The sequence below is a fragment of the Microbacterium sp. TNHR37B genome, from assembly GCF_001620065.1.
GTDB lineage: Bacteria > Actinomycetota > Actinomycetes > Actinomycetales > Microbacteriaceae > Microbacterium.
The window spans coordinates 255,944-268,710 of record NZ_LQGV01000001.1 but is presented as its reverse complement, the minus strand read 5'-3'; the positions used below and the strand labels follow the sequence as shown (position 1 = coordinate 268,710).

At 67.9% G+C, this 12,767-nt stretch carries 12 protein-coding genes; 6 read left to right on the top strand and 6 right to left on the bottom strand.

Annotated elements, in window-relative coordinates:
* Positions 1–113 precede the first annotated feature (113 nt).
* The 6 genes from tkt to pgl are packed head-to-tail and all read left to right on the top strand — an operon-like array spanning position 114 to position 8,214.
* Positions 114–2,189: a transketolase gene (tkt, locus tag AVP41_RS01295; RefSeq protein ID WP_067162676.1), complete on the top strand. Its 2,076-nt coding sequence runs from the start codon at positions 114–116 to the stop codon at positions 2,187–2,189.
* Positions 2,186–3,310: a transaldolase gene (gene tal, locus AVP41_RS01290; protein WP_067159642.1), complete on the top strand. Its 1,125-nt coding sequence runs from the start codon at positions 2,186–2,188 to the stop codon at positions 3,308–3,310. The genes tkt and tal overlap by 4 nt, the downstream gene beginning before the upstream one ends.
* Positions 3,307–4,929 (top strand): glucose-6-phosphate isomerase, encoded by a 1,623-nt coding sequence (locus AVP41_RS01285; RefSeq protein ID WP_067159640.1) that lies wholly within the window; start codon positions 3,307–3,309, stop codon positions 4,927–4,929. The genes tal and AVP41_RS01285 overlap by 4 nt, the downstream gene beginning before the upstream one ends.
* 14 nt (positions 4,930–4,943) lie before the next feature.
* On the top strand, positions 4,944–6,491 hold the full coding sequence (zwf, locus tag AVP41_RS01280; protein ID WP_067159637.1) for a glucose-6-phosphate dehydrogenase: 1,548 nt from the start codon (positions 4,944–4,946) through the stop codon (positions 6,489–6,491).
* Positions 6,488–7,426, top strand: coding sequence for a glucose-6-phosphate dehydrogenase assembly protein OpcA (locus AVP41_RS01275; protein WP_067159634.1), 939 nt, complete (start codon positions 6,488–6,490; stop codon positions 7,424–7,426). The genes zwf and AVP41_RS01275 overlap by 4 nt, the downstream gene beginning before the upstream one ends.
* A gap of 8 nt (positions 7,427–7,434) precedes the next feature.
* The gene (gene pgl / locus AVP41_RS01270; RefSeq protein WP_067159631.1) at positions 7,435–8,214 is read left to right on the top strand and encodes a 6-phosphogluconolactonase; all 780 of its coding nucleotides are present in this window, start codon (positions 7,435–7,437) and stop codon (positions 8,212–8,214) included.
* A gap of 78 nt (positions 8,215–8,292) precedes the next feature.
* Here the strand turns inward: pgl and AVP41_RS01265 are convergent, their stop codons facing one another.
* The 6 genes from AVP41_RS01265 to AVP41_RS01240 all read right to left on the bottom strand — a co-directional run bounded on the left by AVP41_RS01265 (position 8,293) and on the right by AVP41_RS01240 (position 12,764).
* Positions 8,293–8,649, bottom strand: coding sequence for an RNA polymerase-binding protein RbpA (locus AVP41_RS01265; protein WP_067159628.1), 357 nt, complete (start codon positions 8,647–8,649; stop codon positions 8,293–8,295).
* Positions 8,649–8,897 carry a preprotein translocase subunit SecG gene (gene secG, locus AVP41_RS01260; RefSeq protein WP_067159625.1) on the bottom strand — a complete coding sequence of 83 codons (249 nt, stop codon included), beginning with the start codon at positions 8,895–8,897 and terminating at the stop codon, positions 8,649–8,651. Before secG ends, AVP41_RS01265 begins: the two co-directional genes overlap by 1 nt.
* Positions 8,898–9,010: 113 nt before the next feature.
* Positions 9,011–9,799, bottom strand: coding sequence for a triose-phosphate isomerase (tpiA, locus tag AVP41_RS01255; RefSeq protein WP_067159622.1), 789 nt, complete (start codon positions 9,797–9,799; stop codon positions 9,011–9,013).
* On the bottom strand, positions 9,790–11,004 hold the full coding sequence (locus tag AVP41_RS01250; RefSeq protein ID WP_067159618.1) for a phosphoglycerate kinase: 1,215 nt from the start codon (positions 11,002–11,004) through the stop codon (positions 9,790–9,792). Before AVP41_RS01250 ends, tpiA begins: the two co-directional genes overlap by 10 nt.
* Before the next feature lie 9 nt (positions 11,005–11,013).
* Positions 11,014–12,024, bottom strand: a complete 1,011-nt coding sequence (gap, locus tag AVP41_RS01245) for a type I glyceraldehyde-3-phosphate dehydrogenase (protein WP_067159615.1) — start codon at positions 12,022–12,024, stop codon at positions 11,014–11,016.
* 104 nt (positions 12,025–12,128) lie between these two features.
* A complete protein-coding gene (locus AVP41_RS01240; RefSeq protein WP_067159612.1) occupies positions 12,129–12,764 on the bottom strand; it encodes a superoxide dismutase in 636 nt (211 codons plus the stop codon).
* Between the last annotated feature and the right edge of the window lie 3 nt (positions 12,765–12,767).

The following is a 12,767-nucleotide window of genomic DNA, read 5'->3' as shown; positions in this document are numbered from 1 at the left end:
ATGCTGGAAGCCTACGCGCGCCCGTGTGCCGCCCACTCCCCGTCGAGACCGAGATGCTCGGAATCGATCGCGGTCGTGGCCGCTGCCGGCGCATCCTCACGAAAGGCGACCAGGTGTCAGAGCTGGTATGGGATGAGATCGATCGGCGCGCGGTGGACACGGCGCGCATCCTGGCGGCAGACGCCGTCGAGAAGGTGGGCAACGGCCATCCCGGCACGGCGATGAGCCTGGCCCCCGCCGCCTATCTCCTCTACCAGCGGGTGCTCCGTCACGACCCCCGCGACACCGACTGGCTCGGGCGTGACCGTTTCATCCTGTCGGCAGGCCACTCGTCGCTGACCCAGTACGTGCAGCTCTACCTCGGCGGCTTCGGTCTCGAGCTCGACGACCTCAAGTCGCTGCGCACCTGGGGATCCCTCACCCCGGGTCACCCCGAGTACGGGCACACCAAGGGTGTCGAGATCACGACCGGTCCCCTGGGCCAGGGTCTCGCCTCGGCCGTCGGCTTCGCCTACGCGGCCCGATACGAGCGCGGCCTGTTCGACCCCGAGGCGCCCGCCGGGACGAGCCCCTTCGACCACTTCGTCTACGTCATCGCAGGCGACGGCGACCTGCAGGAAGGCGTCACCGCCGAGGCCGGCTCGCTCGCCGGGCACCAGCAGCTGGGCAACCTCATCGCGATCTACGACTCCAACCAGATCTCGATCGAGGACGACACGAACGTCGCCTTCACCGAGGACGTCCAGAAGCGCTACGAGGCCTACGGCTGGCACGTGCAGACGGTCGACTGGAAGCAGACCGGCGAGTACGTCGAGGATGTCCCAGCCCTCTTCGCCGCCATCGAGGCCGCGAAGGGCGAGACCGACAAGCCCTCGCTGATCATCCTCAAGACGATCATCGGCTGGCCCTCGCCGGGGAAGCAGAACACCGGCAAGATCCACGGCTCCGCGCTCGGTGCCGACGAACTGGCCGCGACCAAGGAGGTGCTCGGCTTCGACCCCGCCGAGAGCTTCGTGGTCGCCGATGACGTGATCTCCCACACCCGCGCTCTCGCCGACCGGGCCGCCGCGCAGCGCACCGCGTGGCAGGAGTCCTTCGACGCGTGGGCCTCGGCCCACCCCGACCGCAAGGCGCTCCTGGACCGCCTCGAGGCCGGCGAACTGCCCGCAGACCTCTCCACCCCGTCGTTCGAGGCCGGCAAGGACGTGTCCACCCGAGCAGCTTCCGGCCAGGTCATCAACGCACTCGCGGCGCAGCTGCCCGAGCTGTGGGGCGGGTCGGCCGACCTCGCGGAGTCCAACCTCACCACGATCAAGGACGCCAAGAGCTTCATCCCGGCGGAGTGGTCGACGCACGAGTGGTCGGGCGATCCGTACGGGCGTGTCCTCCACTTCGGCATCCGCGAGCACGCGATGGGCGCCATCGTCAACGGCATCAAGCTGCACGGGCCGACTCGTCCCTTCGGCGGCACGTTCCTGATCTTCAGCGACTACATGCGCCCCGCCGTCCGTCTGGCGGCCCTGATGAACATCCCCTCGATCTTCGTGTGGACGCACGACTCCGTCGCCCTGGGCGAGGACGGTCCCACGCACCAGCCGATCGAACAGTTGGCCACGCTGCGCCTGATTCCCAACTTCACCGTCGTGCGCCCCGCCGATGCCAACGAGACCTCGGCCGCGTGGGCGGAGATCGTGCGGCGTCAGGACGGGCCCGTCGGCCTCGCGCTCACCCGTCAGAACATCCCGGTGTTCCCCCGCGGTGAGGACGGATTCGCCACGACGGACGGCGTCGCACGCGGTGCGTACGTCCTCGTCGACGCCGACGGCGGCCAGCCGGATGTGATCCTCATCGCGACCGGCTCCGAAGTGCAGCTCGCCGTTGCGGCTCGCGAGACGCTCGCGGCCGAGGGCGTGCGGGCCCGCGTCGTCTCCGCTCCCTCGCTCGAGTGGTTCGCGGAGCAGGACGCGGCCTACCGCGAGAGCGTCCTTCCCGCCGATGTCCGCGCCCGAGTGTCGGTCGAGGCGGGCGCGACCCCCCTGTGGCGCAGCATCGTCGGCGACGCCGGACGCTCGGTCGGCATCGACCACTTCGGTGCCTCCGCCGACTACAAGACCCTGTTCGAGAAGTTCGGCGTCACCGCCGATGCGGTCGTGGAAGCGGCCCGCGCAACTGTCAAGGAGAACGCATGACCACCCCCACGCAGCAGCTGTCCGAAGCAGGAGTCAGCATCTGGCTCGACGATCTCTCGCGCTCCCGGATCACCTCCGGGAACCTCGCCGAGCTGATCTCCAGCCGCACCGTCTCGGGGGTGACGACGAACCCGTCGATCTTCCAGGCCGCCATCGGCAACTCTTCGGACGACTCCTACCAGTCCGCTCTCGAGGCCCTCGCCGCCGAGGGGGCCGACGCCGACGCGGCGATCTTCGCCCTGACCACCGACGATGTCCGCGCCGCCGCCGACATCTTCCGCCCCGTCTACGACCAGACCGGCGGCGTCGACGGTCGTGTCTCCATCGAGGTCTCCCCCGATCTGGCGCACGACACGGAAGCCACCGTCGCCGAGGCCAAGAAGCTGTGGGCGACCGTCGACCGCGAGAACGCCCTCATCAAGATCCCCGCGACCAAGGCCGGCCTTCCCGCCATCACCGAGGTGATCGCCGCAGGGATCTCGGTCAACGTCACCCTGATCTTCTCGCTCGAGCGCTACGCAGAGGTCATCGAGGCGTACCTGGCCGGACTCGAGGGAGCCCGCGCCGCGGGTACCGACCTGTCCGGCATCCACTCCGTGGCGTCGTTCTTCGTCTCCCGCGTGGACACCGAGGTCGACAAGCGCCTCGCCGCGATCGGCACCGATGAGGCTCTCGCTCTCAAGGGCCTGGCGGGAATCGCCAACGCCCGTCTGGCCTACGAGCTCTACGAGGAGAAGTTCGCTCAGGACCGCGCTCAGGAGCTCGTGGCCGCCGGGGCGAACGTTCAGCGTCCGCTGTGGGCATCGACGGGAGTGAAGGACCCCTCGCTCCCCGACACCCTCTACGTGACGGAGCTCGTCGCACCGGGAACCGTGAACACGATGCCCGAGAAGACCCTCGAGGCGACCTTCGATCACGGTGTGATCGCCGGCGACACGATCACCGGTGCCTACGCCGGCGCGCACGAGGTCTTCGACAACCTCGCAGGGGTCGGTGTGGACTTCGCCGACGTCACCCAGGTGCTCGAGGACGAAGGTGTCGAGAAGTTCATCGTCTCGTGGCACGACCTCCAGAACACGGTGCGCACGGCTCTGGCCGCGTCGACCGAGAGCGCCTCTTGAGCTTCGAGATCCATGTCTCCGGCCGCGTGGCACACGTGGTCGACGCGACCGTCCCCCGACTGATCGATGAGCTCGTCGCGAGCAGGATAACAGCGGCGGACGCGGACCTGTGGGGCTCGGCGGCCGCTGAGGAAGCCGCGCGACGCCTCGGCTGGGTGCAGGCGGTGTCGGTGTCGCGGCCTCTGGTCGCTGAGATCGAGGCCCTGCGCGTGCGGCTGGGCGCCCTCGGGATCAGTCGGATCGTGCTGGCGGGCATGGGCGGGTCGTCCCTGGCGCCGGAGGTGATCACTCAGACGGCGGGGGTTCCCTTGGTCGTGCTCGACTCCACCTCCCCCAGCCAGGTGCTCGCGGCGATCGACGGTGATGCGCGCGGCGACCTCGCCGCCACCGCGCTCGTGGTCGCCTCCAAGTCCGGCTCCACAGTGGAGACCGACTCTGCATTGCGGGCCTTCGAGGCCGCATGGCGCGACCTCGGGATCGACCCGGCAGAGCGCACCGTGGTGGTCACCGATCCGGGGTCTCCTCTGGAGGAGCTCGCGCGGGAGGCCGGGTACCACATCTTCGCCGCGGACCCTACCGTCGGTGGCCGCTATTCGGCCCTCACGGCGTTCGGACTGGTTCCGGCCGGCCTGGCGGGTGCCGACATCGGCGAGCTGCTCGACGAAGCGGAGGCCACCCTCCTCGAAGTGGCGATCGACGACGCGCGCAATCCGGCGCTCGTGCTCGCGGCGGCCATCGCGGGCGTGGACGGCACACATCGCCGCGACAAGCTCGGTCTCGTCAGCGACGGCACGCACATCGTGGGCCTTCCTGACTGGGTGGAGCAGTTGGTGGCCGAGTCGACCGGCAAACAGGGAACAGGAATTCTGCCCGTGGTTCTGGCGCCGTTGTCGCCCGAGGTCGACCAGACCCCGGCGGACATGCAGATCCTCCGGATCGTCGACGACGCCGTCCACTTCCAGATCCTGGAGCAGCACCCGGACGAGATCGTGATCAGCGGGTCGCTCGGGGCCCAGTTCGTGGTGTGGGAGTACGCCACCGCGATCGCGGGGTTCCTCCTGGAGATCAATCCGTTCGACCAGCCCGACGTCGAGGCGGCCAAGACCGCGGCCCGCGGGCTGCTGGCCGAGCGTCCGGCGGTCACCGAACCGGCCTTCGTCGAGGGTGGGATCGAGGTGCGTGTGTCCGAGCCCTCGCTCGCGGCATCGGGAACGCTCGCCGGGGTCCTGCGCGACCTGTGGGAGCGGCTGTCCCCCACGGGATACGTCTCGCTCCAGGCCTACGTCGATCGCACATCCCTGCCGCAGCTCGCCGGCTGGCGGGAGCTCGTCGCCGCCGACAGCGGCCGGCCGACGACGTTCGGCTGGGGTCCGCGGTTCCTCCATTCGACGGGACAGTTCCACAAGGGCGGCCCCGCCGAAGGCGTCTTCGTGCAGATTCTCGAGTCGACCGACGTCGATCTCGAAATCCCCGGGCGTCCTTTCACGTTCGGCGAGCTGATCCGCGCACAGGCTGCCGGTGACGCCCAGGTGCTCACCGCACTCGGACGCCCCGTGGTCACCCTCACCCTCACCGATCCCCAGACCCAGGTCCTCTCGCTGTTCGAAGCGGCCCAGTAGGAGCACAATCCCCGATGAATGCCGAGATCTCGCGCGGCCACAATCCGCTGCGCGACCCCGATGACCGCCGACTCAACCGCATCGCCGGCCCGAGCGCGCTCGTCATCTTCGGCGTGACAGGAGACCTGTCGCGCAAGAAGCTCATGCCCGCCGTCTATGACCTCGCGAACCGGGGGCTCCTCCCCCCGGGGTTCGCTCTCGTCGGCTTCGCACGTCGCGACTGGGAGGACCAGGACTTCGCCCAGGTCGTCTACGACGCCGTGCGTCAGCACGCCCGGACCCCGTTCCGCGAAGAGACGTGGAAGCAGCTTCTGCAGGGCATCAGGTTCGTCTCCGGAGAGTTCGGCGACGCCGAGGCCTTCCGCCGTCTGCGGGAGACGGTGGAGGCCCTCGACCGCGACCGCGGCACGATGGGGAACCACGCCTTCTATCTCTCCATCCCCCCGCGTGACTTCCCCGTCGTCGCCAAGCAGCTGAAGGATTCGGGCCTCGTCGACGACAAGAACGGCGCTGACGCGTGGCGCCGGGTCGTGATCGAGAAGCCGTTCGGAAGCGATCTGCAGACGGCCCGCGATCTCAACGCGGCGCTGGAAGTCGCCTTCCCCGCCGACTCGATCTTCCGGATCGACCACTATCTCGGCAAAGAGACGGTGCAGAACATCCTCGCGCTGCGCTTCGCGAACGAGCTCTACGAGCCGATCTGGAACGCGAACTACGTCGACCACGTGCAGATCACGATGGCCGAGGACATCGGCGTCGGCGGCCGCGCCGGGTACTACGACGGCATCGGCGCCGCCCGCGACGTGATCCAGAACCACCTCCTGCAGCTGCTCGCCCTCACCGCGATGGAGGAGCCGATCTCGCTCGACGCGAAAGATCTCCGCGCCGAGAAGGAGAAGGTTCTGGCGGCAGTGCGGCTCCCCGATGACTTGTCGCTCGCCACGGCGCGCGGTCAGTACGCGGGCGGTTGGCAGGGCGGCGAGCAGGTGACCGGCTTCCTGGACGAAGACGGCATGAACCCGCAGTCCACGACGGAGACCTACGCCGCCATCAAGCTCGAGATCGCGACGCGACGCTGGTCCGGTGTGCCGTTCTACCTCCGCACCGGAAAGCGTCTAGGACGACGGGTGACGGAGATCGCCGTCGTCTTCAAGCGCGCACCGCAGCACCTCTTCCTCCGCAACCAGACCACCGAGCTCGGCCAGAACGCCCTCGTCATCCGCGTCCAGCCCGACGAGGGTGTCACCATCAGGTTCGGATCGAAGGTGCCCGGAGCCGCCACCGAAGTGCGCGACGTCACGATGGACTTCGGCTACGGGCACGCCTTCACCGAGTCGAGCCCCGAGGCGTACGAACGACTCATCCTCGATGTCCTCCTCGGCGATCCGCCGCTGTTCCCCCGTCATGAAGAGGTGGAGCTCTCCTGGCGCATCCTCGACCCCGTCGAGGAGTACTGGGCCGGGCTGTCCGAGCCGTTGGAGCAGTACTCCCCCGGATCTTGGGGTCCCTCGTCCGCCGACGAACTCCTTGCCCGCGACGGCCGCGTTTGGAGGCGCCCATGATCGTCGATCTGCCCGACACCACCGTTTCCACGATCGCGAAGTCGCTCGTGAGTGTTCGCGAGGAGGGCGGCGCGGTGGCCCTCGGCCGTGTCCTCACCCTGGTGATCGTGACCACCCACGGGCTGGAAGAGGAAGCGATCGAGGCCGCCAACGACGCCTCGCGCGAGCACCCGATGCGCGTGATCGTGCTGATGACGGCGCCCGACGGTCCCTCGAAGCTCGACGCTCAGATCCGCGTGGGCGGTGACGCCGGTGCGAGCGAGGTCGTCGTCCTGCGGGCGTCGGGGGATGCCGCCAGTAACGAGGAGAGCCTCGTCACGGGACTCCTCCTTCCCGACGCTCCCGTCGTGGCCTGGTGGCCCGACAATCCGCCGGCCGTTCCGAGCCAGTCGCCGATCGGACGGATGGCGCAGCGCCGGATCACCGATGCGGCGACCGCGCCGTACACGAACGACCGCCTCGCCTCCCTCGGCACGTGTCATGAGCCGGGCGACACCGATCTCGCATGGACGCGTCTCACCCACTGGCGTGAGCAACTCGCCGCTGTTCTCGATCAGCCGCCGTACGAACCCGTCACCGCGGTGGAGATCGTCGGGAGCGGCACCTCGCCGTCCACGGGACTTCTCGCCGCCTGGCTCCGCCTCAAGCTCGATGTGCCCGTGGACTGGCGCTACGCCCCGCAGGACGAATGGCCGCACGGCATTCAGCGGGTGCGTCTGACGCGACCTTCCGGCGACATCGTCCTCGAGCGGAGCAATCCGGTCGATGCCACTCTGACCCAGCCCGGACAACCCGAGCACGACATCGTCCTCCCCCGACGCACGCTCCGTGAGTGCCTCGCAGAGGAGCTGCGCCGGCTCGATCCGGACCTCCTGTATGGTCGAGTGATCACGACGGGGTGGGAACTGCTCGGCCCGCCGCAGGCGACGAAGTAGGAGCGGCGATGGCAGAGTTCGGCACCGAGAAGCGCGTCGTGATCAGTCCCGACGCGCCCTCGCTGGCCGCCGCGGTGGCCCGCCGATTCCTCGATCGTCTGATCAAGCGTTCCGAGGCCGGAAAGACCACGCACATCGCTCTGACCGGCGGAGCCATCGGCACCGAGGTGCTCAGCGCCGCCGGCGCCGACCCGCGTCGCACGCACGTCGATTGGACGCGGGTGCATTTCTGGTGGGGCGATGAGCGGTTCGTCCCGCGGTCCGACCCGGACCGCAACGAGCGGGGAGCCCGTCATGCGCTCCTGGACCGCATCGAGGTGCCGTCGGAGAACGTTCACGCCATGGCCTCTCCTGATGACGGGATCTCCCTCGACGATGCCGCCCTGTCCTATGCCGACGAGCTGGCTCGATACGCCGACGATGGACAGGAGTGGCCACGCTTCTACATCTGCTTCCTCGGGGTCGGGTCGGACGGGCACATCGCGTCATTGTTCCCGGATCGCGGAGAGATCCAGGTCACCGATCGAACGGTCCTCCCGGTCCGTGAGGCCCCCAAGCCGCCGGCGGACCGACTGACACTCACCCGCCCGGTCCTCAACTCGGCCCGATGCGTGTGGATGGTGTTGTCGGGAGACGACAAAGCAGCGGCCCTCGGACTGGCGTTGGCCGGCGCGAGCTACGACAGCGTTCCGGCGGCGGGTGCCAAAGGCGTGAAGCGCACGGTCCTCTTCGTCGACGAGGACGCCGCCAAGCAAGTGCCGGCCGAGCTCATCGACCGCGACTTCTGATTCCGGGGAGCGCCTGTCGCACGTCGGACCCCGCGACTCCTCGTCCGAACCGGACGGGAGTGGGATCGGAGAGTCGGGTCAGTCCTGGCCGCGACGCTCGCGCAACTGCTGAAGCGCGTCACCGAGCAGGGCTTCGGCTTCTTCCTCGGTGCGACGTTCCTTGACGTAGGCGAGATGCGTCTTGTAGGGCTCGGTCTTTGCCAGCGCGGGAGGATTCTCCTTGTCGCGACCGGCCGGAAGCCCGGAGTGAGGCGAGTCGATGACGTCGGGGATCTCCTCTTCGGTGATCCCGGCAGCGAAATAGCGAACGGTCTCGTTGCCCAGCGCGTCCCAGTACGACACGGCGACACGGTCGGCGTGATGTCCGTGATCCTGCTCTCCCATGGGACCCGCACCGACGCGGGTTCCGCGAATCGCATTTCCTCCCGTTGCCATCAGATCCCCTGGAACTTCGTGATGAGCCCGAGCGCCACGATGGTGACGAACCACACCAGCGCGAGCACGATCGTGAATCGGTTGAGGTTACGTTCGGCCAGACCCGAGGATCCGAGCGCCGAGCTCATGCCTCCACCGAACATGTCGGAGAGGCCGCCACCCCGTCCCTTGTGCAGCAGGATCAGGAGCGTGAGAAGGAGGCTGGTGATGCCCAGCAGCACCTGCAGCACGAGCGCGATGATATCCACAGTCGATGAAGCCTTTCGCGGCGCCGACCAAACCGGGCGCACAAGGGTTGAGTATACCGGCTGGCGCGACACGAGACGGCGTCGCGCCAGCCGGGGTCTTGCGGGGCCGTGCGTCAGACGCCGACGTGCTTCTGATAGCGGATGATCGCCGCGAACTCGTCGGCGAGCAGGCTCGCGCCACCCACGAGGGCACCGTCAACGTCGGGTTCGCGCATGAAGCTCGCGATGTTGCCCGACTTCACCGACCCGCCATAGAGCACACGCGTGCGCTCAGCGGCCTCGGCGCCGAGCGCATCGGCGAGGACGGCGCGCAGGGCGACACAGACCTCCTGCGCCTGCTCGGGCGAGGCGACCTGGCCGGTGCCGATCGCCCACACGGGCTCATAGGCCACAACGACGTCGGCATCGGCGGGCACGCCATCGAGGGCCGCCCGCAGCTGCGCGACCGAGACGGCCGTGGGCCCGGACTCCTCACGCTGCTCCAGCGTCTCTCCGACGCAGATGACCGGAACGAGGCCGTGCCGCAGCGCGGCTTGCACCTTCGCGGCGACCGCGGCGTCGGTCTCGTGGTGGTACTCACGGCGCTCGGAGTGTCCGATGATGACGTACGAGCAGTCGAGCTTCTTCAAGAACGCGCCTGAGATCTCACCCGTGTACGCTCCCGCGTCCTGGGACGACAGGTCCTGCGCACCGAGCGCGAACGGGATCTTGTCCGCGTCGAGCAGCGTCTGCACGGTGCGGATGTCGGTGAAGGGCGGGAAGATCGCCACCTCGACCGATTCGTCCTCATGCTTGGCGTCTTTCAGCGTCCAATGCAGCTTCTGGACGAAGGCGACCGCCTGGAGGTGGTCGAGGTTCATCTTCCAGTTGCCGGCGATGAGCGGCTTGCGGGTCACTGCCATCCGAGGATCTCCAATCCGGGGAGCTTCTTGCCTTCGAGGAACTCGAGGCTCGCGCCCCCGCCCGTCGAGATGTGTCCGAAACGGTCATCAGCGAATCCCAGCTGGCGAACGGCCGCGGCCGAGTCGCCGCCACCGACGACGGACAGTCCGTCGACCTCGGTCAGCGCTGCGGCCACCGTCTTCGTGCCCGCCGCGAACGCGGGCATCTCGAACACTCCCATGGGACCGTTCCAGAACACCGTGCGGGAGGTGCGAATGGCATCGGCGAAGATCTCCGCCGTCCGCGGGCCGACGTCCAGGCCCATCCCCTCGGCGCCGAACGGGGTGTCCTCCAGGGCATCGGCATCGGCGACCACATGATCTGCATCGGCAGAGAAGGAGGAGGCCATCACGGCGTCGACGGGGAGGACGAGCTCGACGCCCTTCTCCTTCGCCGTGGCGATGTAGCCCTTGACCGTGTCGATCTGATCGGTCTCGAGGAGGCTCTTGCCGACCTTGTGCCCCTGCGCGGCGAGGAAGGTGAAGAGCATCCCCCCGCCCACGAGGATCTTGTCTGCGCGCGGCAACAAGTGCTCGATCACGCCGAGCTTGTCACTCACCTTCGATCCACCGAGCACCACGGCGTAGGGACGTTCCGGCTTCTCGGTCAGGCGGTCGAGCACGTCGACCTCCTTCTCGATCAGGTAGCCCGCCGCCGACGGCAGGAGCTCCGCGAGGTCGTACACCGACGCCTGCTTGCGGTGCACCACGCCGAAGCCGTCCGAGACCAGAACGTCGCCGAGCTGGGCGAGCTCCTGAGCGAAGGCGTGACGCGTGGCCTCGTCCTTCGCCGTCTCACCGGCGTTGAATCGGAGGTTCTCGATCACCGCGATGTCGCCGTCTTCGAGGGCGCCGACGGCGTCACGCGCGGACGGACCGACGGTGTCACGGGCGAAGGCGACCGGCTTTCCGAGGAGTTCAGAGAGCCGTTGAGCGACGGGTTCGAGGCTGTACCGGGCGTCGGGAGCGCCGTCGGGCCGACCCAGATGCGAGCACGCGATGACGCGCGCGCCCTGGTTGATGAGGTGGTTCAGGGTCGGAAGAGCCGCCCGGACACGCCCATCGTCCGTGATGACGCCGTCCTTCAGGGGGACGTTGAAGTCAACACGGACGATGACGCGCTTTCCGGCCAGCGAACCCAGGGAATCGAGGGTGCGCAGCGCCATGGAGCTACCTCAGAGCTTCTCGGCGACGAGCTCGGTGAGGTCGACGAGGCGGTTCGAGTAGCCCCACTCGTTGTCGTACCACGACGAGACCTTGACGAGGTTGCCGCTGACGTTGGTCTGCCCGGCGTCGAAGACCGACGAGTGCGGGTCGAGCTGGATGTCGCTGGAGACGATGGCGTCGTCGTTGTACTTGAGGTACCCGACGAGCTCGCCCTCCTCAGCCGCCTTCTTGTAGGCCGCGTTGATCGTCTCGGCGGTCAGTCCCTCCGTGGGGGTGATGATCGTGAGGTCGACGATCGATCCGGTGGGAACGGGCACGCGGTAGGACGATCCGCTCAGCTTGCCGTTGAGCTCCGGCAGGACAAGGCCGATCGCCTTCGCGGCACCCGTGGACGCCGGAACGATGTTGATCGCGGCGGCGCGCGCACGGTGCAGGTCGCTGTGCGGGCCGTCCTGCAGGTTCTGGTCGGCCGTGTAGGCGTGCGCGGTCATCATGAAACCACGCTCGATGCCGAAGTTGTCGTTGAACACCTTGGCCAGCGGCGCGAGGCAGTTGGTGGTGCAGGACGCGTTCGAGATCACGTGCATCGTCGCCGAGTCGTACTCGCCGTCGTTCACGCCCATGACGAAGGTGCCGTCGACGTCGGTGCCCGGCGCCGAGATGATGACCTTCTTCGCTCCACCCGCGATGTGCTTCTTGGCGTCCACGGCCTTGGTGAAGCGCCCCGTCGACTCGATGACGATGTCGACACCGAGCTCACCCCAGGGGAGGTTCGCGGGGTCGCGCTCTTCGAAGACCTTGATGGCCTTGCCGTTGACGGTGATGGAGTCCGCGTCGTACGAGACGTCGGCGTCCAGGCGGCCGCCCACGGAGTCGTACTTCAGCAGGTGCGCCAGCGTCTTGTTGTCGGTGAGGTCGTTCACCGCCACGATGTCGAGGTCCGCACCCTGCTCCAGCGCGGCGCGGAGGAAGTTGCGTCCGATGCGGCCGAAGCCGTTGATTCCGATCTTGACAGCCACGGAAATTCTCCTGAGTGTGTCGTGCGCGAGTGCGCGATTGTTGCGGTTTCGAACAGTGGACAACGGCGTCCAGCCAGGTCATCTCTGAGGGATGACCATGACGATCATGACAGTACCAGCAGGCCCTTGGTCTTCTCGCGAGCCGTGTCAAAGCGGGCCTGGACGTTGCCCCAGTTGGCGATGTTCCACGCCGCCTTCACGTAGTCGGCCTTGACGTTGAGGTAGTCGAGGTAGAAGGCGTGCTCCCACATGTCGAGCTGGAAGAGCGGAACGGTGCCCATCGCGGTGTTCGCCTGCTGATCGAACATCTGCTGGATGATCAGACGCTGCCCGATCGGGTCCCAGCTCAGCACCGCCCAGCCGGATCCCTGGATTCCCGTGGCCGCCGCCGTGAAGTGCGCCTGGAACTTGTCGAACCCGCCGAAGAACTCGTCGATCGCGGCGCGCAGCTCGCCCTCGGGCTCGCCACCCCCACCGTTGCCCGCCGGGGCGAGGTTGGTCCAGAAGATCGAGTGGTTGACGTGACCGCCGAGGTTGAACGCCAGGTCCTTCTCGAGCTTGTTCACGTTCGCGAGGTTCCCACTCTCGCGGGCCTCGGCGAGCTGCTCGAGGGCCGTGTTTGCTCCCGTGACATACGCCTGGTGGTGCTTGGAGTGGTGAAGCTCCATGATCTTGCCGCTGATGCTGGGCTCGAGAGCCGAGTAGTCGTAAGGGAGCTCGGGGAGCGTGTACGTGGCCATGTT

What these genes read in the sequence shown, in the direction of transcription:
- AVP41_RS01240 (WP_067159612.1), bottom strand. Translation starts at nt 12,764, where the DNA reads ATGGCCACGTACACGCTCCCCGAGCTCCCTTACGACTACTCGGCTCTC.
- AVP41_RS01275 (WP_067159634.1), top strand. Translation starts at nt 6,488, where the DNA reads ATGATCGTCGATCTGCCCGACACCACCGTTTCCACGATCGCGAAGTCG.
- AVP41_RS01250 (WP_067159618.1), bottom strand. Translation starts at nt 11,004, where the DNA reads ATGGCGCTGCGCACCCTCGATTCCCTGGGTTCGCTGGCCGGAAAGCGC.
- pgl (WP_067159631.1), top strand. Translation starts at nt 7,435, where the DNA reads ATGGCAGAGTTCGGCACCGAGAAGCGCGTCGTGATCAGTCCCGACGCG.
- tal (WP_067159642.1), top strand. Translation starts at nt 2,186, where the DNA reads ATGACCACCCCCACGCAGCAGCTGTCCGAAGCAGGAGTCAGCATCTGG.
- tpiA (WP_067159622.1), bottom strand. Translation starts at nt 9,799, where the DNA reads ATGGCAGTGACCCGCAAGCCGCTCATCGCCGGCAACTGGAAGATGAAC.
- AVP41_RS01265 (WP_067159628.1), bottom strand. Translation starts at nt 8,649, where the DNA reads ATGGCAACGGGAGGAAATGCGATTCGCGGAACCCGCGTCGGTGCGGGT.
- zwf (WP_067159637.1), top strand. Translation starts at nt 4,944, where the DNA reads ATGAATGCCGAGATCTCGCGCGGCCACAATCCGCTGCGCGACCCCGAT.